Raw genomic sequence first — 26,148 nt, forward strand, 5'->3', positions numbered from 1 at the left:
GTCGGGCTACGCCCTCCCGACGTTCCCCGCTCGCAGCAGCGCCAGTGGCCTGGTTTTGCGCCGCCCAATGGCCGGTTTTTGCTCCGCCGTTGACACCGGGCTTTAGGATACGAGCAAAGTCGGTATCTTCCAGCAGCATTGCTTTGATTTTCGGACGGACGAGCCGCCCAACGCTTTCGGCAGGAGAGAAATCGTTGAGGATGGGAGCGCCAAGTTCCTGAACCACGGCTGAGATATTACGCATCCGATAGCGGATCGCTGCGTCGTTCCTCTGGGCAAGAGCGCCACTTAACAACGTCTGCGCAAGCGGCTCGGATCGATCATCCGCACCGTGAAGCTGAAGGCGAAGCAGCAGCACATACACTTCGACAGACCCCGAAGCTCGTCGTCGGTCCATGGGATATTCGCGCTCTCAGTAGTTCTTCGTGCCATGGAGTCAGATCGTGCTATCGGCGCTTATGAAATCATCCTCGAAAATCAAGTGACATGCCTCCTTATTGATCCATTTAGGCGAGGGCCTCAATCAAGGCTGATGCCCTCTGCTCGTGCTTTCTCGATAGTGTCCAACAGGACGGCGCACTGTTTTTCTGTCGGGATTTTCATCGGCATCTGCATGGCGACGTTCAATATGCCTATCTCCTTCGGCGTCAGCAGACGCTTGGCAGCAAGCGTTTCATGCACAGCGATCCATCTGGCCGCCGGGATCGCGAAGACCTTCGTCTGCGCCTCAATGCCGTTATCCACCTTCTGGGTATTCCGGGCAGCCCGCTTTTCAGACAGATGATCGTCGCGGGACAGGCATTCGCCGTCGAACTCATCCGGCAGAAGGTCGGCAAACTCGTCCATATTTTCCAGCATCCGCGTCCAGCAGGCCTCACGCTTGGCCCATTCCGAAATGTTCGAAATACCCTGCATCGGGCGCAGGAGGTCATCGTTCACGCGGCACGGGCGACCTCGCCTGCGTAGGTCGCGCCGTTCAACTGACGGCGGACATTCATGCTCGATATGGCCCGCAATTCACTCAGCCAGGCTGTCGCACTGTCCTTCTCCTTGGATAGACCGCTACGTATGGATGGAAGCGATCCTATCGTCTCCTGCACCGTTGGAGCCGCCGTCTTCTTCAGCACTCCGGGACGGACTTTCAGGTCACTGCGGATGCCGACAATGAACATGCGATGCCGAGTCTGAGGGATGCCGTATTCTTCGGCGCGCACGACAAACAGGCGAGGGTCCACTTCCTCGTCCGCCATACCTTCTTCGGCCAGTGAGTACAGCCTGTATGTCAGATCGCTCGGAGCGTCAGGAATAGCGGTATTCGGACGGGAAAGATCACGTACAATTCGCACGATTGCCGATTTGCCTTCTATGGTCGCAGAAAGCAGACCCTTTACATTCTCCATCACGAACACAGGCGGGCGGTGGTCGGCAATGATCCTGAGATATTCGAGGTAGAGCGTGTGGCGCTCGTCCTTCTCAAAGTCAGATCGGCCCATCATCCTGGAGCGGCCGACAAGCGAATAAGCTTGGCAGGGAGGACCTCCGACAAGCGCCCATCGACGGCTTCCACCGATCCGCTCCCGAATAATCTCCTGCACCTGCCCATGAGACTCTGAGCCGAGCGAAATCTGTAGAGCGGACGATGCCGCATGACGATGCGCGGCTGGATAGCGCCGGTAAAGCTGGTCGCGTGAAATGTCTCCGGCGAGAAACGCATAATAGTCATCAGGCACTTCGCCTGCCGGGAACTGCCTGATGAAGTGCCGCAGGAGAAGCGTCTGATGTGAAAACTCGTCCCGCTCAATCGATACGACGCTGGTGAAACGAGAGCACCCTTTCTCGTCAACGCTTGAAGCGAAGCCTTCCCCTAGACCCCCAGGTCCAGCAAACAGATCGACTACTTTGTAAGCCGGAAACCGCTGTTGGGCCTGCCCCCTGTGCTCACGCCCACGTACCAACATTTCTTCTCTCGTTCGCCCCCCGGCATAGATACTCACTTCAGCCTTCTTCCGGCCTTTGACGTTCGGAAACCTGCCTGCCTTTAGCGCGGGCGCTGGAAAGCTTTTCGAACTCCTCGACGCTCATGACGACCACAACTGGCCGACCATGCTTCTCCACCTGAACTGGCTCTGCTCTGGCTTGATCCAACAACAGGCCGAAGCTGTTTTTGGCATCTTTCGCAGACATGGTCTTCATGTGATCAGCCCCATAGCGGATAAGCTATTTTAGCTATTTCATTCGCGCTCGCAATGCCATTGTTGTGGCGACCGATGAAGTGATTTCGCCCGTGTCAACGTCGAGAACTACGACGCGCACATGCCGCATTGGCGCGGCGATGCCGCGCGATGGCAGGCGGCGCTGCGATATTTAGGGTCTCCGCTCCGCCTGCCATCGGTCACGCCCCATCCTGCCGTGACTGCGGCCTGTTATGCGCGCCTGCTGAGTGTTCCACCTCGAACGCCTCTTTTCCTTTTCCGGCCCAGAGTACCCGTGCGCGTTCAGCGTCGTCGCTCTTGAGCTTGTCGGCGATCCAGATCAGCGCGCCGAGGATGGTGGCGCGGTCGTCGCCGGTCAGGTTTACGACGCCGGATTTGATGACGAGCCCGCCGAGTTCGATCAGGTGTTTCGTGCGCTTGCGGCGCTCGACCTGCCATGTCCGCATGTCATGTCGCGCCCGCGCCGCCTGATGCCGGTTGCGTACCGCTCGATTGCGTCCGAGCGCTATTGCCGTCGCCGTCATCAGCGCGAGCAGATCGCCGTGACTTGCCGTGAAAGAACGCCGCGCCGCGCTTGGCCCACGCCTCCCTCCTTCCGGCTTCTTTGTTTTCGGCGATGGCGACCAGCGCGCCGGCCAGTTCGTCGGTGCTGAGGCTGTCCGCCCCGGTGGCAATCACCAGTTCACCAAGCTGTTGCACCTTGCGCGTCTTGAGTTCTCTGGCCTTGTCCTCAAGCGCCTTCAGTTCGGAATCGTAGTCGCGTGGTTTACGCATTGTCGTCTCCATCGTCTTCGTCTGTTGTCGATGCAATGAAGACAATTGAGCGGAGCGCGGAATGCTTCTATGTTGCCGGGACGGCCTGACACGGCGCGGGTGGTCCCGAGAAATTCATTTCGAGGGCGCGCTTATACGTCGTTCCGACGTGCGCTTGGCCGTGCCAATTCTTGATCGCGATGGCGATCTATCATCTTCACGTCAAGGTCATCGGCCGCAAGGCCGGGTCGAGCGCGGTGGCCTCCGCCGCCTACCGCTCGGCCTCGCGGCTGCGCGATGAGCGCATCGACCGCAGCCACGACTTCACGGCCAAGCGCGGCGTCGTCCATTCCGAAGTCATGCTGCCGGAGGGAGCCCCCGAGCATCTTGGCGACCGCGAACGGCTCTGGAACGAGGTCGAAGCCGTCGAGGTCCGCAAGGACGCCCAGCTTGCCCGCGAGGTGGAGTTTGCAATCCCGCGCGAGATGACGCAGGCGCAAGGGATCGAACTGGCCCGCGACTTCGTGCAGGCCGAGTTTGTCGATCAGGGCATGATCGCCGATGTGAACGTGCATTGGGATATCGGCGAGGACGGAATGCCGAAGCCCCATGCCCATGTCATGCTGACCATGCGCAGCGTGGACGAGAACGGTTTCGGCCAGAAGGTCCGCGACTGGAACCGCACGGAGATGGTCGAGCGCTGGCGGGAGCGTTGGGCCGAACACGTCAACGAGCGCCTTGCCGAACTCGACATCGACGCGCGTATCGACCACCGCAGCCTTGAGGCGCAGGGCATCGCGCTCGAACCGCAAAGCCAGATCGGCGCACCGGCGCAGCGGATCGAAGGCGAAGGGATCGAAGCGGCGGATCGCGCGGAGATGCACCGCGAGATCGCCCGCAACAACGGCGAGCGGATCATCGCCGATCCTTCGATTGCGCTGGATGCGATCACGCAGCAGCAATCGACCTTCACGCGCCGCGACCTGGCGAAGTTCGCGTATCGGCATAGCGACGGCATCGAGCAGTTCAACGCGGTCACGAGCGCAATCCGCAACGCGCCCGATCTGGTGGAATTGGGCAAGGACGGACGCGGCGAGGATCGCTTCACCATGAGCGAGATGATCGAGGCGGAACAGCGCCTGCATCGCGCGGCAGACGTGATGGCCGAGCGCGAGCGCCATGTGGTGAACGACACGCACCGCGATATGGCGTTGGCCCGCGCCGAACAGCGCGGGCTTGTCCTGTCCGGTGAGCAGGCCGACGCGCTGGCGCATGTCACGGATGGCCGCGATCTTGGTATGGTCGTGGGCTATGCCGGAACGGGAAAGAGCGCCATGCTCGGCGTTGCGCGCGAGGCATGGGAGTCTGCCGGTTACGAGGTCCGCGGCGTCGCTCTTTCCGGCATCGCGGCGGAAAATCTCGAAAGCGGATCGGGGATTTCCTCCCGCACTATCGCCAGCATGGAACATGGCTGGAAGAACGGCCGCGACATGCTCACCAGCCGGGATGTGCTGGTCATCGATGAGGCGGGCATGGTCGGTACGCGGCAGTTGGAGCGCGTCCTGTCCCATGCCGCCGAGGCCGGGGCGAAAGTCGTGCTGGTCGGCGATCCGCAACAGCTACAATCCATCGAAGCGGGCGCGGCATTCCGTTCGATCCATGACCGTCATGGCGGCGTCGAAATCAGCGAAGTGCGCCGCCAGCGCGAAGACTGGCAGCGCAACGCCACGCGCGATCTGGCGACCGGCAGAACCGGCCATGCGATCCATGTCTATGAGCGGCATGGCATGGTACATGTCGCCGAATCCCGCGAACAGGCGCGTGGCGATTTGATCGAGCGTTGGGATCGCGAACGGCAGGCGTCACCCGACGCCAGCCGCATCATCCTCACCCACACCAATGACGAGGTGTGGGCGCTCAACGAGGCGGCGCGGGACAAGATGCGGGAGGGCGGCGATCTTGGTGCAGATACGCGCGTCACGGTGGAGCGCGGCGCACGGAGTTTCGCCGCCGGGGATCGCGTCATGTTCCTGCAAAATGAGCGCGGGCTTGGCGTCAAGAACGGCACGCTCGGCACGGTTCAGGAAATCAGCACCACCAGCATGACCGTGCGCGCCGACGACGGGCGTTCCGTCGCGTTCGACCTGAAGGACTACAACAAGCTCGACCACGGTTATGCCGCGACGATCCACAAGGCGCAGGGCATGACAGTGGACCGCACCCATGTTCTGGCGACACCGGGCATGGATGCTCACGGCAGCTATGTCGCGCTGTCGCGCCATCGTGACGGGATGGACCTGCATTATGGCCGTGACGATTTCGCCAATCAGGACCGGCTTGCCCGCACGCTGTCGCGGGATCGGTCGAAGGATATGGCGACGGATTACGAGCGCGCCGATCCGGCGCAGCGTTACGCCGAGCGGCGCGGCATCACCCTCCGCGAGCGTGTCGCCGAGATCGTGCGCAAGGTCGTGCCGGAGAAGGTGCGCGACATGTTCGACGGCCTGCGCCTGCCGTCACAGAGCGGGCCAGCGCCGGAATGCAGCGACCCGCAACCCGTGCGGCGCGAAGCCGATGTGCCGGAGCGGAAGATTGCGGCCGACCCGGAAGCGGAGATGCGGCAGGCGAAATCGCGAGCCCTGGTGCGCCATGCCCGCGCCTTCGACGCGCTGATGAACACGGCGGACGCGGATGGCAAGGTACACGCAACCCCGGAATTGAGGCAGACCTTGAGCGATGCCCGCAAAGCCTTCGAGGAGGTTCGCCCGCATGGCTGGCGCGATGCCGAGGCGGCTTACGTCAAGAACCCGGAGCTTGTGCGCGAGGCGGCGGGCGGCAAGCTCGGTCGTGCGATCCGCGCCCTCCAGCTCGAAACCGAAATTCGCACCGGACGGGATAGTGGCCTTGGCACCGATCCGGGCCAGCGCGCAGATCGCTTCGTGGAGCGCTGGAAGAAGCTCGACCAGACCAGCCAGCGCCAATATCAGGCAGGCGATATGTCCGGCTTCAAGGCGACGAAGCGCGCGATGGGCGACATGGCAAACAGCCTGCAACGCGATCCGCAACTAGAGTCGATGCTGGCCATCCGAAAGAAGGAAGTCGGCATCGGCGGCGACATCGACTCAGGCCGCAGCCTTGGCCGGGCACTGGCCTTTAGCCACGGTCTCGACCTCGGACGTGGCCGAGGTATCGGGCTGTAGGCAAGGGCAGCTACGGGCTTGGTGCTGCGCGCATGGTTATAACCTTGAGCCTTTTGTCATCTTTGCGTGGACGGCAGATTGTCCCACCGGATGCGCAGGAACCGGCCGGTTCGCTTTGGCAGAAGCTTGCGGTCGATCATTCGCCCGGCCACCTGAAACTCCTCGTTGATCTTGACCACGAGCAGCTTGCTGAAATGCCGCGTTGTATCCACGACAACAACGTCTTTCGTTTTGAACGGGGTGATGGTCTTGATCTCGACGTGATCGTTCCCGAGCCTGCCGTCAGAACCCTGCGCATAGGTCTTGTTCAGTTCGATACCGTAAGTGATTGCGCCAAAAAGCTCGCCTATGTCGCCATAGACGGAAAGGTGCAGCCCGGTTTCGAGGTGATAGCTCTCGGCTAGGGAAATCAAATCTTCAAAGTAGGGAATGATCGAGCGTTTTGCGTTCGGATATTTCGCGCCCCACTCTTTGTAGCGCAACTGCTCATCGATTTCGGACCATGTCACCCATTCTCCGTCATCGTAGAACGCACGATCCGCCCAGTCGATTTCCTCCAATTCCGCGCATCCTTCGTGCTTGCCTGTAAGGTCTAGGATTTCATGTCCGTCCTATTTACCGCCGCTTCTTCGCCGTAGCACGACGACATCTAAAACTCCATTGCGCAAAGGCAATTCCTTCTTCTGTCTGGCTCAACAGCAATCAGAAACAGTCAGCAGGAGGCAGCGCAGCCATGCGTCAACCAGACCGCATCATCCGCATGAACACCGTTCGCGCCCGGACCGGCCTGTCCCGATCCACCATCTACCGCAAGATGGCCGAGGGCACGTTTCCGGCCCGGCTCAAGATCAGCACCAACGGCACGGGCTGGCGCGAATCCGACATCGACCGTTGGGTTTCCAACCCAGCCGGATGGCGTCCGTACAACGAGTTCGACTTCGATGACTTCTGATCGCGGGGACGACGATAAGCCGGAGGCCGCATCTCGTTCCCGGCGCGTCATGCCGCCCACAGCGTCGGAGCAGATCGAGGAACTACTGGGTTATCCGTGGCCGTTCTCCGGCAGGCCACCTAAGCATGACCTCAGCACATGGACCGTCACCGACGGCTGGCCCGACCCCGTTCCGGTTACGGAAGCCGAGATCGAGGTGTTCGAGCGATGGTTCGGCGACCTGTTCGATGAATTGTTCGGCTCATCCAATCCTTGATAAATCCGGCAATATGCCGTATATAATCGAGGCAAGGAGATCAACCATGCCCAGACCCGCAAGTGAAGTCGAAACCGCCCGCCTTGAGGCGCGCGTTCCTGTCAATGTCTATGAGCAGATGCAGCGCGCCGCCCGGCTGCGCGGCATGACGCTGACCGGCTATCTCATCGCGACGGCAGGCGAGGATGCCCGCCGCACGGTCGAGGAAGCCGACGTGCTGCGTCTGGCTGCCGAGGATCAGGCGCGCTTTGCCAAGGCGCTGATCGACCCGCCCGCACCGAACGCCCGTCTCGCCCGCGCCGCGAAACGCCATGCTGACCTGATCGCACCCCGGTGAGCGCGAGGTTTGCGATAGAGCCGCTTGGCAAAGGCCACCAGCGTAAGGCGTTCTCGTGCGGCAATGAACGGATTGACCGCTATTTCCGCGAGTCCGTCACGCAGGACATCAAGCGCCGATATGCGACCTGCTTTGTCGCCCGCGACCTTGAGACCGACCGGATAGCGGGCTTTTACACGCTCTCATCGAGCAACGTGCCGCTCATGGCCGTGCCCGAGCCATTGGCGAGCCGATTGCCGCGCTATCCGACCGTTCCGGCTGTGCTGATCGGCTGGCTTGGGCGCGATAACTCCTATGCCGGGTTTGGACTCGGCGAGGCGCTGTTGTTCGACGCCGTCAAGACAATCGCCGAAGCGCCGATAGGCGCTCATGCCATATTCGCCGACGCCATCGATGAGAAGGCGGCGGCTTTCTACGCCGCTTTCGGGTTCATGGCACTGATTGATCGGCCCAATACGCTGTATCTACCTGTTGCGACGGCGCAGCGCCTTTTGTCGGGAGAAACGCCATGACATCTCCGAGCGAGGGCAAGCCTCTGCCTCACGTAGCGCTGCGCGCCGCCCTTTACCTGCGCGTCTCAACGGCGCGGCAGGCCGAGCATGATGTCTCCATTCCCGATCAGAAGCGGCAGGGCGAAGCCTATTGCGAGGCACGCGGGCTGCAACTTGTCGAGACCTTCATCGAACCCGGCGCATCGGCGACCAACGACCGCCGCCCCGAGTTCCAGCGCATGATCGAGGCGGGCACGTCGAAGCCCGCGCCCTTCGATGTCGTCGTGGTCCATTCGTTCAGCCGCTTCTTCCGCGATCATTTCGAGCTTGAGTTCTATGTCCGCAAGCTGGCGAAGAACGGCGTAAAGCTGGTTTCGATCACACAGGAAATGGGCGATGACCCCATGCACGTCATGATGCGGCAGATCATGGCGCTGTTTGATGAATACCAGTCCAAGGAAAACGCCAAACACGTCATCCGGGCCTTGAAAGAGAATGCCCGGCAAGGCTTCTGGAACGGCTCCCTTCCTCCCATCGGCTATGGCACCGTTGCCGCCGAGCAGCGCGGAGCCAAGGTAAAGAAGAAGATTGAGATCGACCCGCTGCACGCCGACACGGTACGCCTGATCTATCGTCTTGCGCTGGAGGGCGACGGCACCACCGGCCAGATGGGTGTCAAGAATATCGTTTCCTATCTCAACAGCCGCCGCATCTTCACCCGCGACGGCGGACGCTGGGGCATCGGTCAGGTTCACCGCATCCTCACCCGCCGCACCTATATGGGCGAGCACGAGTTCAACAAGCGCACGAAGACCAAGGAATTGAAGCCGGTCAGCGAGATCGTAACGGTTCCTGTCCCGCCGATCATCGACAAAGAAACGTTTGAGGCGATTCAGAGGCTGCTCAAGGCGCGCAATCCCAAGGTCATGCCCTCCCGCGTCATCAGCGGCCCGACCATGCTCACCGGCCTCATCCATTGCGCCAAGTGCGGCGGAGCCATGACCATCCGCACCGGCAAGGGCGGGCGCTATCGCTATTACGCTTGCTCTATGAAGGCGCGGCAGGGGCCGACCGCCTGCGAGGGCATGGCCGTGCCGATGGAGAAACTGGACGATCTGGTTGCCGACCATCTTGAAAAGCAGCTTCTCCAGCCCGAGCGGCTGGAAACCGTCCTTGCCGCCGCGCTCGACCGCAGGGAGGAACATGCCGAGCGCCGTCGTGAGCATATCGCCGAACTGAACAAGCGCTCCACCGAATCGGAATTGCGCCTCAAGCGCCTCTATGACGCCATCGAAGCGGGCGTTGCCGATCTGGACGACCCGGCGCTGAAAGACCGCATCGACGGCCTCAAGGCGATCCGGGATCAGGCCAAGGCTGATGCTGACCGGGCGCAGGCCATGCTCCAGAACTCGGGCCAGAAAGCGGTGACGCCGCAGATGCTGCGGAAATTTGCCACGACCGCCCGTCAGCGTATCCGGCTCGACGGCGGCGGCTATCGCCGCGACCACCTGCGCGCGCTTGCACAGCGCGTCGAGGTTGCCGAGGACGAGGTTCGTATCATGGGATCGAAGTCCCGGCTGCTTCAGACGTTGGTGGCGGGCAGTGGCGTAAACTCAGTGCCCACTCAGGGACTGAAGTGGCGGAAGAGGTGGGATTCGAACCCACGGTGAACTCGCGCCCACGCCGGTTTTCAAGACCGGTGCCTTAAACCGCTCGGCCACTCTTCCAAAGCCTTGACCGCAAGTCGCGAGCGACGAACGCTGCGGCCGCTCAGAGCCTTCGTGGCGCGCTTGTAGCGCCCGCGGGTTCGCCGCGTCAACTTGTTCGGTTCCGGTTTCGCTATCGCGCGCAGCGCAGCCGCCCTGCGGCCGCCGCCGGGCGCGAGGCCGGCGGCTTGTCCCATCCGGCCGCATGCGAGCGCCCGACAGTGCCCACCGAACGGCAGGGCGAGCACGCCACATTCGTGCCATAATTGCGCCCGGATCGAACCACAGTCGATTAATACGCTGGCAAGCATTTCCTGCGCACAAGGTTCAGGGGTCGTGCGCGGCAACTGTTTTTCAATGTGTAGAGCGCCGTGACGGTCTGATTCGACGGTCGGCGGACGAGTAGAAGTGCAGGGGACATCTGGGGCGATGCAGCATACCGCGCGCAAGAGGCTCGGCCGGACGGCCAGGTTCGTCACCCTCGCGGCCACCGCGGCCTTCGTCGCCGGCTGCGCCGCCCCGAGCTTCGTTGCCTCCAAGAAGCGCTCGAAGGAATATTTCGCCGAATCCGAATATGGCGTGAAGGCAAGCCCCCGCGTCACCACCAAGCTCTCCGGCCTGCCGCGCGGCGGCGGCCGCGACCAGCTCGGCAGCCCCTACAAGGTGCGGGGCAAGTGGTATTACCCCAAGGAAGACCCCGCCTATGTCGCGGTCGGCCCCGCCTCCTGGTACGGCGACGCCTTCCACGGCCGCCTGACCGCCAATGGCGAGGTCTACGACATGACCAACCTCACGGCGGCCCATCCGACCATGCCGCTGCCGAGCTACGCCCGGGTCACTAACACGGCCAACGGCAATTCGGTGATCGTGCGCGTCAACGACCGCGGTCCCTATTCCGACGGGCGCGTCATCGATCTCTCCAAGCGCGCGGCCGAAATGCTCGGCTATGCCCGCACCGGCACCGCCAACGTGCAGGTCGAATATGTCGGCAGGGCGCCGCTCGAGGGGCAGGACGACCAGTACCTGCTCGCCTCCTACAGGCCGGGCCCCGGCATGGGCGATCCGACCAATGACGGCCTGCCCACCGGCGTCATGGTGGCGATGAACGGCCCGACCCCGAGCGTCGGCGTCGGCGCTGCATTCCCGGCCGCGATCGCCGAGAGCGCGCCGGTCCCTGTGATCCGGGCAAACGTCCCAGTCAACACGCTCGCCGCGCAGGCGGCCCAGTTCGACCAGCAGCCGGCGATGGCGGCGCAGGACGGTTATGCCGCCCAGGACGGCTATGTTGACGTCGTGCTGCCTGACTTCGGCCCGATCGCGCCGGAGCGGCCCGACGGCATGACCCGCATGGCCATCAACACGCTGTCCTATGCCAGCGAGCGCGTCGCCGGCGCTTCCCGGGCCTTCGATGCGCTGGAAGGACAGGCGATGTCCTCGGACGACATCGTCAATTCTTGGAAGCGGCTCAACCCGGGTCCGCGCGCCGCCGAACCGAAGTTCGAAGCCTACGTCTCGGCTGGCACCTTCGACAGCGACAAGGTGGCGCGGCGCGTCGCCAGCGAGCTTGCCGCCTTCGGCCGCATCGCAATCGAACAGACCGAGATGGACGGCAAGACCTGGTATTCGGTCGAACTCTATTCCGACGGCCGCAACTCCCTCGACGCGATGCTGAAGGCCGCATGGTCGCATGGCGCGCCCGACGCGTTCGCGGTCCACGACTGACCGGTCCTTTCCGGACATGCAGCCTGTGGCTATCTGCCCGGCCACGGTTGCAGGGCGCGGTCGAAGCCTGTTAGTCTCATCGCGCTCGACCGGAATACGAGGCCGAACGGGGCAGAATCTCCAATGACTTCCAGAAAATCCGCGACCGGTGTCCTCTTGGCCGGCTTGCTCGCAATGCTCGTCCTGGTCGGCCAGGCGCATGCGCAAATGTTCGAGACCAAGGCCACGCAGGCCTACATGATCGATGCCGAGACCGGCACCGTGCTGTTCTCCAAGGAACCCGACAAGCTGTTCACGCCGGCCTCGCTCGCCAAGATCATGACGATGGAGGTGGTGTTCGACGCGCTGAAGAACGGCCGCTACAAGCTCGACGACACCTTCGCCGTCAGCGAGAACGCCTGGCGCACCGGCGGAGCGGCCTCGCGGGCGACGACCATGTTCGCCGCCGTGCGCTCGCAGATCCGCATCGAGGACCTCATCAAGGGCGTGACCGTGCAGGTGGCCAATGACGGCTGCATCGTGCTGGCCGAAGGCATGGCCGGCTCCGAGGCGAACTTCGCCCTGCAGATGACCGAGCGGGCACGCGCCATCGGCCTGGAGAAGTCGGCCTTCGCCAATTCCACCGGCCTGCCGGCGCCCGGCCAGCAGACCACGGTGCGCGAGCTTGCCCAGCTGGCGCTGCATCTGTGGCGCACCTATCCCGAATATTATCGCTACTACAGCCTGCCCGATTTCACCTGGAACAAGATCCTGCAGCGCAACCGCAATCCGCTGATCGCCATGGATTTCGGCGCCGACGGCCTGGCGACCGGCTTCACCGAGGGCGAAGGCTTCTCCATCGTGGCGTCGGTCAACCGCGACGGCCGGCGCCTGTTCCTGGCCATGGCCGGAATGGCCAGCGACCGCGAACGCTCGGAAGAGACCCGCAAGCTGCTCGACTGGGGCCTGCGTGCCTTCGAAAAGACCGAGATCTTCGCCGCCGACGAGACTGTGGGCGACGCGCAGGTGTTCGGCGGCACCAAGTCGCACGTGCGGCTGGTCGCGCAGAAGCCGATCTCGATCTTCCTGCCGACCGCCAGCCGCGAGCGCCTGGTCGCGCGCGTCGTCTACGACGGCCCGGTGTCGGCGCCGGTCGAGAAGGGCACCCCGATCGGTTCGCTCAAGGTGTGGATCGGCGACACGCTGAGCCAGGAAACGCCGCTCTTCGCCGCCGAAACGGTCGGCGTCGGCTCGCTGCAGAGCCGCGCGCTCGATGCCGTCAAGGAACTCGCCATCGGCTGGATGCGATAGGCCGATGGACCTTTGCCGGTCTCGACTGTAGAGCAACGGCACCTACATGTGTCCTACGGCGCTCGCGCATGCGTTGCTGGGCGCGGCAGGCAAGCGAAAGACAAGAAGGGCATCGAAGTGGCGCGCGGCTTCTTCATCACATTCGAAGGCGGGGAAGGGGCGGGCAAGTCGACCCAGATCGAACGCCTCGCAGCCCGGCTGCGCGACAAGCGCTACGACATCGTCGTCACGCGCGAGCCGGGCGGCTCGCCCGGCGCCGAGGCGGTCCGCCACGTGCTGTTGTCGGGCGCGGCCGAGCCGTTCGGCCCGAAGATGGAGGCGCTGCTCTTCGCCGCGGCCCGCTCCGACCATGTCGAGCAGATCATCCGCCCGGCGGTGGAGCGCGGCGCGATCGTGCTCTGCGACCGCTTCATCGATTCCTCGCGCGTCTACCAGGGCGTCACGGGCAATCTCGACCCCGACTTCATGGCAACCGTCGAACGTGTCGCCATCAACGGCATGATGCCCGACATGACGCTGATCCTCGACCTCGACCCGGAGGAGGGGCTCAGGCGCGCCACCGCTCGGCGGGGCCAGGACGCGGCAGATCGCTTCGAGAAGGAGACGGTCGACGTCCATCGCCGCCGCCGCGACGCCTATCTCTCCATCGCCGCGCGCGAGCCCGAGCGCTGCCGGCTGATCGATGCGGCGCAGCCGCCGGAGACGGTCGAGAACGCGGTCACGGAAGCGGTGTTTGCCGCCCTCGAGGCGCACGCCGCGAGCGGCAGCCGGGCGAGGGCGGACGCCTGATGCTCGAACGCCTCGCCCCCGAACAGCACGACACGCTCGACGACGTGCCGGAGCCGGCCGAGAACCCGCATCTGTTCGGCCACGAGCAGGCGGCTTCCATGCTGGCCGCAGCCTATCGCGCCGGCAAGCTGCCGCACGCGCTGATCCTTGCCGGCCCCGTCGGCATCGGCAAGGCGACGCTCGCCTTCCGTCTGGCCCACTATCTGCTGGCGAATCCCGACCACAGGACGGCGCCTGGGGCGGTCGCGGCTCCCAATCCGCAGTCGGCCCTGTTCCGCCAGGTCGCCTCCGGCGCCCATCCCGGCGTGCTGCATCTCACGCGCCCGCAGAACGACAAGACCAAGGGCTTCAAGTCCGTGGTCACCGTCGACGAGATCCGCAAGGTCTCGCGCTTCCTGTCGATGACCTCGCACGACGGCAGCTACCGGGTCGTCGTCGTCGATCCCGCCGACGACATGAACACCAATGCCGCCAATGCCTTGCTCAAGAACCTCGAGGAACCGCCGGCGCGCACGCTGTTCATCCTCATCGTGCACGCCCCCGGCAGCCTGCTGCCCACCATCCGCTCGCGCTGCCAGACGGTCCGGCTGACGCCGCTCGACGACGAAAGCCTGCTTTCGGCGCTGGACTCGGCGGGGCAGCCCGCACCGGATGAGCCGCAGGCGCGGGCAGCGCTCGTGGAACGGGCTGGCGGCAGCGTCAGGGCGGCCATCCTGCTCACCCAGTATGGCGGGCTGGAGATCGCCGAGGCGCTCGACCGCGTCGTCGGCAACGGCCGCTCCGGCATCGCCGCCGCGCACAAGCTCGCCGACGCCGTGGCGGGCCGGGACAGTTCGATCCAGTTCGACATCTTCAACCGCCGGGCGCTCGATCTCCTGGCCGACACCGCCTCGGAGGCCGCGCGCAATTCCGACCTGCCGCGCGCCAAGGCGTTGTCCGACGCTTGGCACGACGCGCAGAACGCGATATCCGAGACCGAGACCTACAACCTCGACAAGAAGCAGCACGTCCTGGCCATGATCGACCGCCTGAATGCCGCAATGCGAATGTGATGCTCGTCCGCCGGGTGGCAATCGGCCGCCCGATGCGTTATCTGACCCGCGACACGTTTCATTCCGACATTGACGACGGCCTCCCATGTCCCGCGAAAAATTCTACATCACCACCGCGATCTCCTATCCCAACGGCAAGCCGCATATCGGCCACGCCTACGAGCTGATCGCCACCGACGCGCTGGCACGCTTCCAGCGCCATGACGGCAAGGACGTCTTCTTCCTCACCGGCACCGACGAGCACGGCATCAAGATGCTGCAGACGGCTAACCGGGAAGGCATCTCCGCCCGCGAGCTAGCTGACCGGAATTCAAGTGAATTCAAGAAGATGGCGACGCTTTTGAATGCGTCGAACGATGATTTCATTCGCACCACCGAAGAGCGGCATTACGCCGCCTCGCAAGCCATCTGGAAGGCGATGGCCGACAGGGGCGACATCTACAAGAGCAGCTACGCCGGCTGGTATTCGGTGCGCGACGAAGCCTACTACGGCGAGGAAGAGACCGAACTCCGCCCCGACAACATCCGCTACGGCCCGCAGGGCACGCCGGTGGAATGGGTCGAGGAGGAGAGCTATTTCTTCCGCCTGTCGGCCTACCAGGACAAGCTGCTCGCACTCTACGAGAACCAGCCCGACTTCATCGGCCCCAACGAGCGCCGCAACGAGGTGATGAGCTTCGTCCGCTCCGGCCTCAAGGACCTGTCGATCTCGCGCACCACCTTCGACTGGGGCGTGCCGGTGCCGGGCGACGAGAAGCACGTCATGTATGTCTGGGTCGACGCGTTGACCAACTACATCACCGCCGCCGGCTATCCCGACGCCAATGCCGACAAGTGGGGCTTCTGGCCGGCCAACGTGCACATCATCGGCAAGGACATCGTGCGCTTCCACGCCGTCTACTGGCCTGCCTTCCTGATGTCGGCCGGCATCGAGCTGCCGAAGCGCGTGTTCGGCCACGGCTTCCTGTTCAACCGCGGCGAGAAGATGTCGAAGTCGCTCGGCAACGTCATCGACCCCTTCACCATGGTGGATCACTACGGCCTCGACCAGGTGCGCTACTTCTTCCTGCGCGAGGTGCCGTTCGGCCAGGACGGCAGCTACAGCCACGAGGCGATCGTCAACCGAACCAATGCCGATCTCGCCAACGACCTCGGCAACCTGGCGCAGCGTTCGCTGTCGATGATCGCCAAGAACTGCGGCGGGGTGGTGCCTGAGCGCGGCACGCTCGCCGACGCCGACAAGGCGATCCTCGACCAGGCGGCGGCGGCGCTGGCGACGGCACGCAAGGCGATGGCGGAGCAGGGGATCCACCATGCGCTCGCCGCGATCTTCGCGGTGGTGGCGGAGGCCAACCGCTACTTCGCCGGCCAGGAGCCCTGGGCGCTGAAGAAGACCGATCCGGCGCGCATGGAGACGGTGCTGTGGACCACCGCCGAGGTGATCCGCCGCGTCGGCATCCTCTGCCAGCCCTTCATCCCGGGCTCGGCGGCCAAGCTGCTCGACCTGCTGGCAGTGACCGAGCGAGAATTCGCTCATGTCGGCGACGTGCATGCGCTGGTGCCGGGGGCCGCGCTGCCGGCACCGCAACCGGTGTTCCCGCGTTACGTCGAACAGGCGGCGGAAGGCTGAGGCTTTCGGAACATGCTTGTCGACAGTCATTGCCATCTCGACTTTCCCGATTTCGCCGAGGAGCGCGCGGCCGTCGTCGCGCGCGCCAGGGCGGCCGGCGTCGAGCGCATGGTCACCATCTCGACGCGGGTGAAGCGGTTCCCGCAAATCCTTGCGATCGCTGAGGAATTCGACGAGGTCTACTGCTCGGTCGGAACCCATCCGCACAACGCCGGCGAAGAGCTGGACGTGACCGCGGCCGAACTCGTCAGGCTGGCCGGGCACCCGAAGGTCGTGGCGATCGGCGAGGCGGGTCTCGACTATTTCTACGACAAGGCGCCGCGCGATGCCCAGGCGAAGGGGCTGCGCACGCACATTGCGGCTGCCCGCGAAACCGGGCTGCCGCTGGTCATCCATGCGCGCCAGGCCGACGAGGACATGGCGGCGATTCTGACGGAAGAAACGGGGAAGGGCGCCTTCCCCTTCATCCTGCACTGCTTCTCCTCCGGCGCCGAGCTGGCCCGCATCGGCGTCGCGCTGGGCGGATATGTGTCGTTCTCCGGCATCCTGACCTTCAAGAACTCGGCCGACCTGCGCGACATCGCCAGCGACGTGCCGCGCGACCGGCTGCTGGTCGAGACCGATGCGCCCTATCTCGCGCCGATCCCGCACCGCGGCAAGCGCAACGAGCCGGCCTATGTCGCCAACACCGCCGCCGTGCTTGCCGAGACCATCGGCGTGAGCGCCGAAGAGGTTGCCGCGATCACCACGGACAACTTCTTCCGCCTGTTCACAAAAATGCCGAGGCCGGCCTGACGCCATGACAGACGTGCTGCGCCTCACGATTCTGGGCTGCGGCTCGTCGCCGGGCACGCCGCGCATCACCGGCGACTGGGGCGCCTGCGATCCAACCAATCCGCGGAACCGGCGCACGCGTGCGGCCGCCATGGTCGAGCGCATATCGGACGTTGGCACTACGCGCGTCATCATCGACACCGGCCCCGATTTCCGCAGCCAGATGCTCGCCGCCGGCGTCAGGCACATCGACGGTGTCGTCTACACCCATCCGCACGCCGACCACATCCATGGCATCGACGATTTGCGCGGCTACGTGCTCGAGCGCGGCAGCCTGATCGACATCTGGGCCGACGATTTCACCCTCGAACGCCTGAAGCAGGCCTTCGGCTATTGCATCGAGACGCCGCTCGGCAGCTCGTATCCGCCGATCGTGCGGCCGAACCAGATCCGCCACGACAGACCGTTCGTCGTGGAAGGAGAGGGGGGTCCCCTCACCTTTTTGCCGCTGCCGCAGATCCATGGCGACATCGTTTCGCTCGGCTTCCGCATCGGGCCGATCGCCTACTGCTCCGACGTCAGCGACTTTCCGGAAACGACGGCAGCACTCATGGCCGGGCTCGAGCTGCTGGTCGTCGACGCGCTCCAGCACAAGCCGCATGTCAGCCATCTGTCGCTGTCCGAGGCGCTGCAGTGGATCGACCGGCTGCAACCCGCGCATGCGGTGCTGACCCACATGCACGTGCCGCTCGACTACGCCGCGGTCATGGCCGAGACGCCGCCGCACGTGGAACCGGCCTATGACGGCATGGCGATCGAAATCGCTTTTGACACAGGCGCATAGCCGAACGTCTTCAGGTTCGCGATCGGCGCCCGGGCAGGTCGCCAACGACGCCAAGAAGGCCATGGGCGTCGAACCTACGAAGGCAGCGCAGCGAGACGCCGGTCAACATGACTGCATGACTGCATGACTGCCGGCAATATGACGGCGGCAGTCGATCTCCCGTAACGTACCGCCTCGGAGCGGCCCGGAGCGGTCCACGGCAACGCTTATGTTCCATAATCTATCTTATGCGATAACGGGTAATCGTTTTCATTACCCCTAATCGCACCGGCCTTTGAGTGTCGCTCGAACACTGAAAGGTAACTCCATGAAAGAAATGCTGCTTCGCAATTTCGCCAAGCCGCTTCTCGAAAGGCTTGGCACGATGGCCGCCGCGTATTTGATCGCGCGTGGCCTCGACAGCGATCTTGTCGCGCAACTCATCAACGGGCTGATGGCGGCGCTGCTCGTCGGCATCGACCTGTTGTGGGCGCGAAGCAATCGCAACTCCCTGATCGGTCACAATGGCGGCCCCTCGCTTCGGGAGGCTGACTAATTCATCAATGCATTGATCGGCGGCGGTATCTCGCTGATCGGCAAGTTGTTCGGTAACAAGCCGCAAAAGACCGAAAATCGGGTCAACTATAAGCAGATGGTGACGGATGCGGAAGCCGCTGGCTTCAATCCGCTCACCGCTCTGCGCAATGGCGGTGCGGCTGGCTTCACGACCACGACGCAACCGGCGTTGTCGTCGCGCGCTATCATTGGCGAAGCCATGGGCGAGGTTGGCAACTTCATTTCCAACTTCGATCCCATGGCCGACGACAGGCGCGAACAGGAATACAACCTTGTTCAAGCCCAGATCGCCAATCTGAACGCAAGCACGGCTTCTATGAGCCGTTCGCAATCGTTCAAGGTCCCGACTTACACGGCGGGACAGGTTGAGCGGCGTCCGTCCGGAACGGCGGCGCAGCTGTCGCGCACCATGCCTGCTTCGGCTGGTGCGCCACGTATGCCGACCGTCGAAACGCCCACGGTGACCAATCCGTGGCGGAATTCGGTCATTGACCCGAATGTCCGTGACGCTGCCGCGTTCGAAGAACGCTACGGCGACAGCGAAATTGCGCAAATTATCTATGGCGCACTGGTCGGGGCGTCGGACGCGCGGGCCAACTATCCAAGGTGGCCCGACCTCTCGACGTATCAGCTGCCAAACATGGGGACCTCGGTCCCTAAGTGGCTGCGGCAGGGCAAGCCGCCCCTCGCCCGCATGCCGTCCTACGGCAACCCCTACCAGATCAACCCGGTCTTCCAATGAGACGCTGCGGCGCGTGTGCGCGCCGTCGCGCAAAACTCCGAAAACTCCTCAAATCCCTGAAAGGGAAAAAGAAATGAAAGCTCCAAATAGCTTCAAGATCAATCGCACGGCAACGCAGCCGATTGCGACCCCGAGGACGATCCGCAAGCATACTGCGCGCGGTATTACGTCCCTCCCCGCTGGCAAGATGGTTCCGATTGTCGCCGTGCCGATCCTGCGCGAAGACGCGGTGCGGTCGGGCCGTCTCTCTTTCACCTTCGAGAGCATGGAAACGGCCGAAATCCTGATGAACGCCATTCAGGTTAACGTGAAGGCGTATCTCGTGCCGTTCCTCGCCTTCGACCGCTTCGACGGGTCGATGGATCGGCTTAACCGGGCCTATGAGGGCCAGCCGCCAATGGATGGCCAGCCCGTTGTGCCGTTCATCGAAACGGCGGCCTTCGGCGCGCACAAGGCTAACAAAATCTACGAATATCTTGGTCTTCATGGCCGCACGACGCAGTTGACCAACACTGCTTACACGGAGGCCTACAACCAGATTTGGAACTTCCGCGCCAAGAACCGCTCGCCTGACCTGGCGTTGCGTACCCGTCTCCAGACCGACCTCGCCCCGGCGTTCTGGGCGCACGACATGTTCAAGCATATCGTTCCTGACTTCGATCAGGCCGTCATTGACGGCGAAGTGACGCTGAATGTCGTCAACTCCAAGCTGCCCGTTAAGGGTATCGGCCTTAAATCCGGCTTTGGCTGGTCGGCTGCTGGCAATACCGTTGTCCGTGGCGAAGGTGGCACGGAAATAACCGTCGCAACAGCCGGTCAGCGCTGGTCAAGCCAGTCTGCGGCGGGCGAAAACCCGATGCTTAAGGAAGACCCGAATAATGTCGGGGCGCTGGCGGTCTACGCCGAACTGCAGCAGAACGGCATTACCTTGTCGCTGTCTAATTGGGAGTTGGCCAAGAAGACGCAGGCCTTCGCCGCACTGCGCCAGCAGTACAACGGCCATTCGGACGAATGGGTCCTTAACTTGCTCATGGACGGTATTTCCGTTCCTGAGCAGGCCTTCAAGCAGCCGATGCTGCTGGCCGAAAAGACGACTATCTTCGGCATGTCCAAGCGTTATGCGTCGGACGGCGCAAGCCTTACCGAAAGTGTCGTCAACGGCGCAACCTTCCTCGACATGTCTATTCAGGTGCCGCGTATTCCTACTGGCGGCGTCATCATGGTTGTCGCGGAAATCACGCCAGAACAGTTGTTCGAGCGTCAGCTTGACACGTTTCTCGGGGCTCAGTCGGTCGACGATCTGCCGCAGTATCTCCGCGATACGCTCGACCCTGAAAAGGTTGAGATCGTGCGCAACGAGCAGATCGATGTTGACCACGCCACGCCGAGCGCGACGTTCGGCTACAGGCCGCTTAATGCGGGCTGGAACTTCGACAGTCCGCGTATCGGCGGACGGTTCTACCGGCCCGAAGTCGATGCTGGCTTTGACGAGGATCGACAGCGCCTCTGGGCCGTCGAAACGGCAAATCCGACGCTTTCTACGGACTTCTATCTCTGCACCAACATTCACACGAAGCCGTTCGTTGTGACCAATCAAGACCCGTTCGAATGCGTCGTGCAGGGCGACTTCTTCATCGAAGGCAACACCGTCTTCGGCGGCGCTCTCATTGAGGCGACCGACGACTATGAAAAGGTGCTCGCCGTCGCCCCTCAGGAACGTATCGCGAAGCCGTAACGCACTCTCTCAAAAGGAAAACAGGCAATGCAGACCATCAAACTTAACAGCGTCGATCGCTGGCGCCCTGCTCTCTCCAACGTGCTGACGTTCGAAGGCACAGGAGCACGGCGCATCCGTCTCCACGTCAATTCACCTGGTGTGACGCTGGCGTGGCTGGTCGATGACACGGGGGCCGAGGAAGGCTTCCAGTTCCTCGCCCGCGCCGAAGGCTATGCGGTCATCGAGTTCCACGCCGAAGGCGATGTGAGGATCAGTCTCGACGGCTCGGACGTGTGGTGGATGTGCTCGGAAGCCGAGCCCACCCACGTCACCGTCATTGATCCGGTGATCTTCACCAAGATCGCCAATCGCCGCCACCGCAACCCCGAGCTGGAAGAGGTCATGTACCGCATGCAGCTCAACATGGAACGCCGCCTTGCGCAGCAGGCAGGCGAGATCGAGGCCGCATTCGTGCGCCGCCGTCAGGAGGAAGAAATTGGACGATCTGCCGAAACCATCGTCACCGACGCTCCGGGAGCGGCTGCTAATGCTGGTGGCGGAGAAGTACAGCCACAAGAGCCAGGCGCATTCGAACCCGGCGAAACGCCCGGAAGCGAGAATGATAGCTAACGAGCGGGCGGTAGACCCCTATACGGAGGCAGCGGATACGCTGCCTCTGCCGGGCTTCACCGGGACGTATGCGGCGGCCCTACGCGACATCGTAGACCGGCAATTCTGCTTCTCGCAGAAGTACCAGGAACAACAGCACCGGGCCGAAAGGGCCGGTGCACAGCCCGAGTTGCTCGTCTTCGAGCGCAAGGTCATCAAGCGCATGTTCAAGCTCGGAGTTCCGATGTTCGGCCACAGCGTTGTTCGCACGGCGGCCGAGCAAGACGGCCTGTTCGTGCGCGGCGTCACCAAAGCCAGAGCGGGCGAAAGTCCGCACAATTACGGCTGCGCTACCGACATGATCCACGGCGTTAAGGCGTGGAACCTGACGCGCGCCCAATGGGCGCTCGTCGGTCATGTCGGCAAGGAAGTGGCCGCGCAAGCGGGCATAGACGTGACTTGGGGCGGTGACTGGAAGTTTTACGATCCAGCCCATTGGGAACTCACCTATTGGCGCGAGGTTCGCCAGCGCTACGCGGGCGTAAACGTCGCGCCGTAACCGACATCACGTCGAAAATCGACCTCGGAAAGATTATTTCCGGGGTCGATGGCGGCTGCCGAAACAACTTCGAAGAATTTTTGAGGCCGCCGCAAACACACAATCCCTTGGTCCAATGTGCATTTAGTGACAGGCGAAACATATGTGCCTAAATCCTAGTAAAATCTCTGATGTCGGTTGGGTCGCCTGTCGCGAATGCTGGCAATGTCGCGAACGCAAAATCGATGATTGGGTCGGTCGCAACATTGCCGAAAGTAAGACTGCGAAAGCTGCCCATGTCGTCACGCTGACCTACGGCGAAGACCGGTCGGCGGGCGGAATAGACCATATCCGGGCGGCGGTGCTGACTTACTCTGACGTGCAAAAATACCTCAAGTATTTGCGCGTCGATGGATATCCAATGCGCTACTTCGCCGTGGGCGAGTACGGCTCAAAGAAAGGCCGGGCGCACTGGCATATCATCCTGTATTGGCTGGGCGCGGTCCCCGAACATAAGCTTCGGGAGAATTTCATGCAGAAACATTGGACACATGGGTTGTCTTATTGGGATCGCATGACGCCGGAGGCGATCCGCTACGCCTGCAAATACATCACGAAGGAAACCGGCGACGATGCCAAACAGGGCTTCGGGCCGATGCCTTCGAAAAAGCCGCCTCTCGGAGATGCGTATTTCCGCCAGCTGGCGGCAAAATATGTCCAGGCGGGCTTAGCGCCACAAAATCTGTTCTACTCGTTTCCAGACGTGCGCCGGGTGCCTACTGGCACAAGGGGCAAGACAGTTAAATCATTGAGGGACGCGGCGAAGCCGGTTCAGTTCCTCATGGGTGGCAAGACGGCTGAAAACTTCTGCCGCTACTTTGTCGAGGGATGGCGCGAAACCTACAAGGATGAGCCGCCGCAATCGCCCGTGATCTGGGCGTATCTCGACAAGCAACTCCAAGCCTATGTCGATCAAATCTCGCTGCCGAGGTTCGACAGGCGCGGCTTCGTGCCTAGGCCGGAAAAGCCGCCGTTCGGCGGCACGGCTCCAATCTTTGACGAACACGTCAACTGTTACTTCTCGGACGTCGATGGCGTCCGTCTGTGGTGGTCTCATGACCTAGAAGGGGAACTGCAATGGCACGAAAAAGTAAGGCCCGATCCAGCAAAGGAAAAAGCGCGTCAGTCGCGTCTCGACCTGGTGGGCCGAGCAAACTATCTATCTCAAAGCCGGGGACTATAGCGCAAGCGTCTCCCCTCGCCTTTCTCAAGAGCCCCTACCGCCCTGCCCGCTTGTCGGCGGTGTCGGTGGGCTCGAACCAACACCTGGAGCGTGCGCTTGCGCTTAGCGATGCACACGACAAGGCCGTTAACCGGCCTGTAAAACTCGAGCCCCGCGCGCCGGGTAGCAAACTGGCTCTATCACAAGGTCGGGAACCTGATAAAAATCATTCGTCCAATAGGGCGCGTGACCATCTGACCTGTAAAAAAAAGCCAGATAGCCGCAAGGCGGCGCGTACCCAATCAGGCGCTGGCGGTGGCCGTAAAAAGTTCGTGCCGTGGTGTTGACCTAACAGCGGGGCCAGCGTAGCCCGTAAGTGTAGTGAAGCTGGCCCCGCAAAAGCAGAAACGGGAGTGCAAGACATATGTCGCCACATTCTTATAAGCTTGCGAATAGGTGTGCTTTGTTTTTGCTAGTTATCCTTGGATTATATGCCTTCGGCATTATCGGCTCTTGACAGGTGCCCCCCAAATCAGGGTAGGGCGGTTACTGTCACTAAAGGCCGAATATTCCAATTTCTATCTTATGCGGCTTAAAGGTGGTTTCCCCTGACGGGCATTTGCAGCCGTCTTGTCGGAATAAAGAAAGCCGCGCCCGAAGCGCGGCTGAACTCGCGCCCAGTCGTGGCAATCAGAGACGGCAAGGGAAGCGCGACCGCTTCCCTGAAGCTGCGGCCGGCCGGCTCAGGCAAAGAATGCCTTGATGCGCGGCCACAGGCCGATGGCTGCGCGGACGCGGCGGGCGGCGTTTCCGGAGCGGACGGCGCTGCCGAAGTGGCAGTTGCAGACGATGTCGTGCAGTTGCCTGTCGGACAGTTCGAAGAACCGCTTGGCTTCGCCATAGCTGTCGTCGGCGAGACCGGCGGCACGCATGGTCAGGTCGTCGAAAGCGACCGTCATCGGCGAACCGCTGACGCGCATGGTGTGGCGCGCGCCGCTGGGCGCATATTCGGTGCCCGACAGCGTCCCCAGCCTGCGCTCGGGATCGTGTTCGAGCAGCTCGGCCCAGCGTTCCAGACGCTCGGTTCTGGTCATTGTCGGCGCGGCTTGGATGTCGGCGAGCGCTTGCAATTGTTCGATCGTTTGATGCTTCATTTTCGCCTCCTGATCGACCAAGGGAATGAAGCGCCTCCGGGCGCATCCTGCGGGACGGAGAACGCTTCCCCTTCAACTCTCCACCGGGATGCGCAGTTCCGTCGGGCAAGCAAAAAAGCCGCGGGTCGCGGAGACCGTGGCGCAACCCGTCGACGGAGCCGGCAACCGGTGGTCACAGCGGCCCGGATCTCGGCCGATCTCGGGACGGGCTCGGCCCATGCCCTGCCCGACTTGCCCTCGCCGTCCCCGGCGGCGGGTTCGCCATACGAACGAGGCCCGCCTGGTCTTGGCGGGCCTCGTCTCATGTCTTTCGCCGAAAAGGATGCCGAGCCTACATCACAGACGTCATCACCGCTTCAACCTTGGTCGCGTCGTCGTCACTGACCGTAATGGTGATCTTCTGGCCTACAGCCAGGTCGGCTGGGAGTGCCACGTCGGCCGGAACGGTGTAGCTCTTGCCGTCCTCGAGCATGATCACCCGCGTGTCCTTGTTGAATTCCTTGATGACCCCTTCGGCCGTGGCTGCGAATGCGCCGCCGGCGAACAGAGCGAGGGTTCCAAGCGCCAAAATGAGCTTTCTCATCTGGTGTCTCCTTGTTGGCTCGTTTCATCCCTTCCGGGTCGTCAACGTCCAACAAGGCCAGAGGTTGCCGCGCCGCCCGGCGCGTCCGGTTGCGGCGCGCCTGGGCTGCTGCGCCCTCAGCCGGCGGTCTCGACCACTTCGAAGTCGTGGGTGATCGTGGCCGTCTTGGCCATCATCGCGGACGCCGAACAGTACTTCTCGACCGAAAGCTCGATGGCGCGCTTGACCTTGTCGTGCGACAGCCCCCTGCCCTTGACGATGTAATGCATGTGGATCTTCGTGAACACTTTCGGCTCGGTGTCGGCACGGTCCGCCTCGAGCTCGACCACGACGTCCTCGACCGCCTCGCGGCCCTTTTCGAGAATGTGCACCACGTCATAGGCGGAGCAGCCGCCCGTGCCGATCAGCACCAGTTCCATCGGGCTCGGCCCCGGCGTCCTGCCCTCGGCCCCGTGAGAGGTTCCCAACACCAGCTTGTGGCCCGTGCCGGACTCGCCGACGAAGGTGCGATCCTCGACCCATTTGATACGTGCTTTCACGGGGAAATATCCTTCTACCTCAAAAAATAATCCGGCGGGCATCAGCCCCGCAGGTTCCGTCGAGTCAGCTAGCGCGACCGGCCCGGACGCGCAAGGAGCAGCAGCGGAGATGAATGGGCTCAGGGAGGCGATGCGTGGCCGGATCGGCGACCTTGCCTGCGTTTGACATGCTGGTATTGGCCGCCGTCCTGTCCAGCCTGAAATCCGTCCTGGAAACCGGGCGCGGCGTCGAGCTTTTCGCCAAGCGAAAACGGCTTGATTCCTTGCCGCCGCCCTGCGTCCGCATCGAGGAGAAATGTCGAGTGCTGCCTCGGGCACCCCCCGATCCGCTGCGCGGATCGACCCTCCCCTCGAGGGGGAGGGAAACGTTGCGCACTTCACCTGCGCCACGCTCGCTTTCGCGCCTGGCCATTGTCAAAGAACGCTCCCGTTGGAGGGAGGTGGTTCGGGAAGCGGGGCGCGAGGCCGAGCCTGCCGATA

The 26,148-nt window shown here is 62.9% G+C and carries 30 protein-coding genes and 1 tRNA gene; 20 read left to right on the forward strand and 11 right to left on the reverse strand.

Annotation, left to right across the window (positions count from 1 at the left end; all coding sequences use genetic code 11):
- The 6 genes from J2X50_RS23675 to J2X50_RS23700 all read right to left on the reverse strand — a co-directional run.
- The coding region (locus tag J2X50_RS23675; RefSeq protein WP_429098516.1) for a hypothetical protein at positions 1–364 on the reverse strand (364 nt) is incomplete at its 3' end.
- 155 nt (positions 365–519) lie between these two features.
- Positions 520–939 carry a hypothetical protein gene (locus tag J2X50_RS23680; RefSeq protein ID WP_429098518.1) on the reverse strand — a complete coding sequence of 140 codons (420 nt, stop codon included), beginning with the start codon at positions 937–939 and terminating at the stop codon, positions 520–522.
- Positions 936–1,994 carry a DNA cytosine methyltransferase gene (locus J2X50_RS23685; RefSeq protein ID WP_429098519.1) on the reverse strand — a complete coding sequence of 353 codons (1,059 nt, stop codon included), beginning with the start codon at positions 1,992–1,994 and terminating at the stop codon, positions 936–938. Before J2X50_RS23685 ends, J2X50_RS23680 begins: the two co-directional genes overlap by 4 nt.
- 1 nt (position 1,995) lies before the next feature.
- On the reverse strand, positions 1,996–2,193 hold the full coding sequence (locus tag J2X50_RS23690) for a type II toxin-antitoxin system Phd/YefM family antitoxin (protein ID WP_429098521.1): 198 nt from the start codon (positions 2,191–2,193) through the stop codon (positions 1,996–1,998).
- Positions 2,194–2,392: 199 nt separating this feature from the next.
- Entirely contained in the window at positions 2,393–2,659 is a 267-nt protein-coding gene (locus J2X50_RS23695) for a conjugal transfer protein TraD (protein ID WP_429098523.1), read from the reverse strand.
- Position 2,660: 1 nt separating this feature from the next.
- The gene (locus tag J2X50_RS23700; protein ID WP_429098525.1) at positions 2,661–2,987 is read right to left on the reverse strand and encodes a conjugal transfer protein TraD; all 327 of its coding nucleotides are present in this window, start codon (positions 2,985–2,987) and stop codon (positions 2,661–2,663) included.
- A gap of 179 nt (positions 2,988–3,166) precedes the next feature.
- Here J2X50_RS23700 and traA point away from each other — a divergent pair, with 179 nt between their 5' ends.
- Positions 3,167–6,166 carry a Ti-type conjugative transfer relaxase TraA gene (gene traA / locus J2X50_RS23705; RefSeq protein WP_429098526.1) on the forward strand — a complete coding sequence of 1,000 codons (3,000 nt, stop codon included), beginning with the start codon at positions 3,167–3,169 and terminating at the stop codon, positions 6,164–6,166.
- Between the two features lie 56 nt (positions 6,167–6,222).
- Here the strand turns inward: traA and J2X50_RS23710 are convergent, their stop codons facing one another.
- Entirely contained in the window at positions 6,223–6,726 is a 504-nt protein-coding gene (locus tag J2X50_RS23710) for a hypothetical protein (RefSeq protein WP_429098528.1), read from the reverse strand.
- A 173-nt stretch (positions 6,727–6,899) separates the two neighbouring features.
- On the opposite strand from J2X50_RS23710, the gene J2X50_RS23715 reads away from it, so the two are divergent.
- Genes J2X50_RS23715 through J2X50_RS23735 form a run of 5 tightly spaced genes read left to right on the forward strand, consistent with a single transcriptional unit; the run spans position 6,900 to position 9,872 of the window.
- Positions 6,900–7,118 (forward strand): helix-turn-helix transcriptional regulator, encoded by a 219-nt coding sequence (locus J2X50_RS23715; protein ID WP_429098529.1) that lies wholly within the window; start codon positions 6,900–6,902, stop codon positions 7,116–7,118.
- Positions 7,108–7,374: a hypothetical protein gene (locus tag J2X50_RS23720; RefSeq protein WP_429098531.1), complete on the forward strand. Its 267-nt coding sequence runs from the start codon at positions 7,108–7,110 to the stop codon at positions 7,372–7,374. The genes J2X50_RS23715 and J2X50_RS23720 overlap by 11 nt, the downstream gene beginning before the upstream one ends.
- Positions 7,375–7,420: 46 nt before the next feature.
- Complete coding sequence (locus tag J2X50_RS23725; RefSeq protein WP_429098533.1) at positions 7,421–7,711, forward strand: DUF1778 domain-containing protein; 291 nt, start codon at positions 7,421–7,423, stop codon at positions 7,709–7,711.
- Positions 7,708–8,223, forward strand: a complete 516-nt coding sequence (locus J2X50_RS23730) for a GNAT family N-acetyltransferase (RefSeq protein ID WP_429098534.1) — start codon at positions 7,708–7,710, stop codon at positions 8,221–8,223. Before J2X50_RS23725 ends, J2X50_RS23730 begins: the two co-directional genes overlap by 4 nt.
- Positions 8,220–9,872: a recombinase family protein gene (locus J2X50_RS23735; protein WP_429098536.1), complete on the forward strand. Its 1,653-nt coding sequence runs from the start codon at positions 8,220–8,222 to the stop codon at positions 9,870–9,872. Before J2X50_RS23730 ends, J2X50_RS23735 begins: the two co-directional genes overlap by 4 nt.
- Here the strand turns inward: J2X50_RS23735 and J2X50_RS23740 are convergent.
- Positions 9,840–9,929: transfer RNA gene (locus J2X50_RS23740), tRNA-Ser, on the reverse strand. The two genes, J2X50_RS23735 and J2X50_RS23740, sit on opposite strands and share 33 nt — an antisense overlap.
- Before the next feature lie 408 nt (positions 9,930–10,337).
- On the opposite strand from J2X50_RS23740, the gene J2X50_RS23745 reads away from it, so the two are divergent.
- The 13 genes from J2X50_RS23745 to J2X50_RS23805 all read left to right on the forward strand — a co-directional run bounded on the left by J2X50_RS23745 (position 10,338) and on the right by J2X50_RS23805 (position 23,413).
- The gene (locus tag J2X50_RS23745; RefSeq protein WP_429098538.1) at positions 10,338–11,630 is read left to right on the forward strand and encodes a septal ring lytic transglycosylase RlpA family protein; all 1,293 of its coding nucleotides are present in this window, start codon (positions 10,338–10,340) and stop codon (positions 11,628–11,630) included.
- Positions 11,631–11,804: 174 nt separating this feature from the next.
- Positions 11,805–12,920 carry a D-alanyl-D-alanine carboxypeptidase family protein gene (locus J2X50_RS23750; protein ID WP_429098561.1) on the forward strand — a complete coding sequence of 372 codons (1,116 nt, stop codon included), beginning with the start codon at positions 11,805–11,807 and terminating at the stop codon, positions 12,918–12,920.
- A 117-nt stretch (positions 12,921–13,037) separates the two neighbouring features.
- Positions 13,038–13,709 (forward strand): dTMP kinase, encoded by a 672-nt coding sequence (gene tmk / locus J2X50_RS23755; protein WP_429098539.1) that lies wholly within the window; start codon positions 13,038–13,040, stop codon positions 13,707–13,709.
- Positions 13,706–14,761 (forward strand): DNA polymerase III subunit delta', encoded by a 1,056-nt coding sequence (locus J2X50_RS23760; RefSeq protein ID WP_429098563.1) that lies wholly within the window; start codon positions 13,706–13,708, stop codon positions 14,759–14,761. Before tmk ends, J2X50_RS23760 begins: the two co-directional genes overlap by 4 nt.
- 85 nt (positions 14,762–14,846) lie before the next feature.
- Positions 14,847–16,391 carry a methionine--tRNA ligase gene (metG, locus tag J2X50_RS23765; protein WP_429098540.1) on the forward strand — a complete coding sequence of 515 codons (1,545 nt, stop codon included), beginning with the start codon at positions 14,847–14,849 and terminating at the stop codon, positions 16,389–16,391.
- 12 nt (positions 16,392–16,403) lie between these two features.
- Positions 16,404–17,186 (forward strand): TatD family hydrolase, encoded by a 783-nt coding sequence (locus J2X50_RS23770; RefSeq protein ID WP_429098542.1) that lies wholly within the window; start codon positions 16,404–16,406, stop codon positions 17,184–17,186.
- Positions 17,187–17,190: 4 nt separating this feature from the next.
- Positions 17,191–18,009: an MBL fold metallo-hydrolase gene (locus J2X50_RS23775; protein ID WP_429098544.1), complete on the forward strand. Its 819-nt coding sequence runs from the start codon at positions 17,191–17,193 to the stop codon at positions 18,007–18,009.
- A gap of 307 nt (positions 18,010–18,316) precedes the next feature.
- Positions 18,317–18,544, forward strand: coding sequence for a hypothetical protein (locus J2X50_RS23780; RefSeq protein WP_429098545.1), 228 nt, complete (start codon positions 18,317–18,319; stop codon positions 18,542–18,544).
- A 12-nt stretch (positions 18,545–18,556) separates the two neighbouring features.
- Positions 18,557–19,306 carry a hypothetical protein gene (locus J2X50_RS23785; protein ID WP_429098547.1) on the forward strand — a complete coding sequence of 250 codons (750 nt, stop codon included), beginning with the start codon at positions 18,557–18,559 and terminating at the stop codon, positions 19,304–19,306.
- 73 nt (positions 19,307–19,379) lie between these two features.
- On the forward strand, positions 19,380–21,041 hold the full coding sequence (locus J2X50_RS23790) for a hypothetical protein (RefSeq protein WP_429098549.1): 1,662 nt from the start codon (positions 19,380–19,382) through the stop codon (positions 21,039–21,041).
- A gap of 27 nt (positions 21,042–21,068) precedes the next feature.
- A complete protein-coding gene (locus J2X50_RS23795; RefSeq protein WP_429098551.1) occupies positions 21,069–21,653 on the forward strand; it encodes a hypothetical protein in 585 nt (194 codons plus the stop codon).
- A complete protein-coding gene (locus J2X50_RS23800) occupies positions 21,571–22,191 on the forward strand; it encodes a M15 family metallopeptidase (protein WP_429098552.1) in 621 nt (206 codons plus the stop codon). Before J2X50_RS23795 ends, J2X50_RS23800 begins: the two co-directional genes overlap by 83 nt.
- Positions 22,192–22,333: 142 nt before the next feature.
- On the forward strand, positions 22,334–23,413 hold the full coding sequence (locus tag J2X50_RS23805) for a rolling circle replication-associated protein (protein WP_429098554.1): 1,080 nt from the start codon (positions 22,334–22,336) through the stop codon (positions 23,411–23,413).
- A 722-nt stretch (positions 23,414–24,135) separates the two neighbouring features.
- Here J2X50_RS23805 and J2X50_RS23810 read toward each other — a convergent pair.
- The 3 genes from J2X50_RS23810 to J2X50_RS23820 all read right to left on the reverse strand — a co-directional run bounded on the left by J2X50_RS23810 (position 24,136) and on the right by J2X50_RS23820 (position 25,668).
- Positions 24,136–24,546, reverse strand: a complete 411-nt coding sequence (locus J2X50_RS23810; protein WP_429098556.1) for a hypothetical protein — start codon at positions 24,544–24,546, stop codon at positions 24,136–24,138.
- A gap of 331 nt (positions 24,547–24,877) precedes the next feature.
- Positions 24,878–25,129: a DUF1344 domain-containing protein gene (locus tag J2X50_RS23815; RefSeq protein ID WP_429098558.1), complete on the reverse strand. Its 252-nt coding sequence runs from the start codon at positions 25,127–25,129 to the stop codon at positions 24,878–24,880.
- A 116-nt stretch (positions 25,130–25,245) separates the two neighbouring features.
- Positions 25,246–25,668, reverse strand: coding sequence for an OsmC family protein (locus J2X50_RS23820; RefSeq protein ID WP_340040203.1), 423 nt, complete (start codon positions 25,666–25,668; stop codon positions 25,246–25,248).
- Between the two features lie 134 nt (positions 25,669–25,802).
- Between J2X50_RS23820 and J2X50_RS23825 the strand changes: the two genes are divergently transcribed.
- Positions 25,803–26,148: hypothetical protein (locus tag J2X50_RS23825; RefSeq protein WP_429098560.1), on the forward strand; the 346-nt coding region annotated here is incomplete at its 3' end.

The sequence above is a fragment of the Aminobacter sp. BE322 genome, from assembly GCF_050433525.1.
Lineage (GTDB): Bacteria > Pseudomonadota > Alphaproteobacteria > Rhizobiales > Rhizobiaceae > Aminobacter.

Excerpts from the sequence above, each read along its gene's own strand:
- J2X50_RS23745 (WP_429098538.1), top strand. The coding sequence starts at position 10,338 with ATGCAGCATACCGCGCGCAAGAGGCTCGGCCGGACGGCCAGGTTCGTC.
- J2X50_RS23800 (WP_429098552.1), top strand. The coding sequence starts at position 21,571 with ATGCTGGTGGCGGAGAAGTACAGCCACAAGAGCCAGGCGCATTCGAAC.
- J2X50_RS23775 (WP_429098544.1), top strand. The coding sequence starts at position 17,191 with ATGACAGACGTGCTGCGCCTCACGATTCTGGGCTGCGGCTCGTCGCCG.
- J2X50_RS23715 (WP_429098529.1), top strand. The coding sequence starts at position 6,900 with ATGCGTCAACCAGACCGCATCATCCGCATGAACACCGTTCGCGCCCGG.
- J2X50_RS23700 (WP_429098525.1), bottom strand. The coding sequence starts at position 2,987 with ATGCGTAAACCACGCGACTACGATTCCGAACTGAAGGCGCTTGAGGAC.
- J2X50_RS23690 (WP_429098521.1), bottom strand. The coding sequence starts at position 2,193 with ATGAAGACCATGTCTGCGAAAGATGCCAAAAACAGCTTCGGCCTGTTG.
- J2X50_RS23695 (WP_429098523.1), bottom strand. The coding sequence starts at position 2,659 with ATGCGGACATGGCAGGTCGAGCGCCGCAAGCGCACGAAACACCTGATC.
- metG (WP_429098540.1), top strand. The coding sequence starts at position 14,847 with ATGTCCCGCGAAAAATTCTACATCACCACCGCGATCTCCTATCCCAAC.
- J2X50_RS23735 (WP_429098536.1), top strand. The coding sequence starts at position 8,220 with ATGACATCTCCGAGCGAGGGCAAGCCTCTGCCTCACGTAGCGCTGCGC.
- J2X50_RS23725 (WP_429098533.1), top strand. The coding sequence starts at position 7,421 with ATGCCCAGACCCGCAAGTGAAGTCGAAACCGCCCGCCTTGAGGCGCGC.
- J2X50_RS23810 (WP_429098556.1), bottom strand. The coding sequence starts at position 24,546 with ATGAAGCATCAAACGATCGAACAATTGCAAGCGCTCGCCGACATCCAA.
- J2X50_RS23795 (WP_429098551.1), top strand. The coding sequence starts at position 21,069 with ATGCAGACCATCAAACTTAACAGCGTCGATCGCTGGCGCCCTGCTCTC.
- J2X50_RS23770 (WP_429098542.1), top strand. The coding sequence starts at position 16,404 with ATGCTTGTCGACAGTCATTGCCATCTCGACTTTCCCGATTTCGCCGAG.
- J2X50_RS23750 (WP_429098561.1), top strand. The coding sequence starts at position 11,805 with ATGCTCGTCCTGGTCGGCCAGGCGCATGCGCAAATGTTCGAGACCAAG.
- J2X50_RS23780 (WP_429098545.1), top strand. The coding sequence starts at position 18,317 with ATGAAAGAAATGCTGCTTCGCAATTTCGCCAAGCCGCTTCTCGAAAGG.
- traA (WP_429098526.1), top strand. The coding sequence starts at position 3,167 with ATGGCGATCTATCATCTTCACGTCAAGGTCATCGGCCGCAAGGCCGGG.
- J2X50_RS23720 (WP_429098531.1), top strand. The coding sequence starts at position 7,108 with ATGACTTCTGATCGCGGGGACGACGATAAGCCGGAGGCCGCATCTCGT.
- J2X50_RS23805 (WP_429098554.1), top strand. The coding sequence starts at position 22,334 with ATGTGCCTAAATCCTAGTAAAATCTCTGATGTCGGTTGGGTCGCCTGT.
- J2X50_RS23790 (WP_429098549.1), top strand. The coding sequence starts at position 19,380 with ATGAAAGCTCCAAATAGCTTCAAGATCAATCGCACGGCAACGCAGCCG.
- J2X50_RS23815 (WP_429098558.1), bottom strand. The coding sequence starts at position 25,129 with ATGAGAAAGCTCATTTTGGCGCTTGGAACCCTCGCTCTGTTCGCCGGC.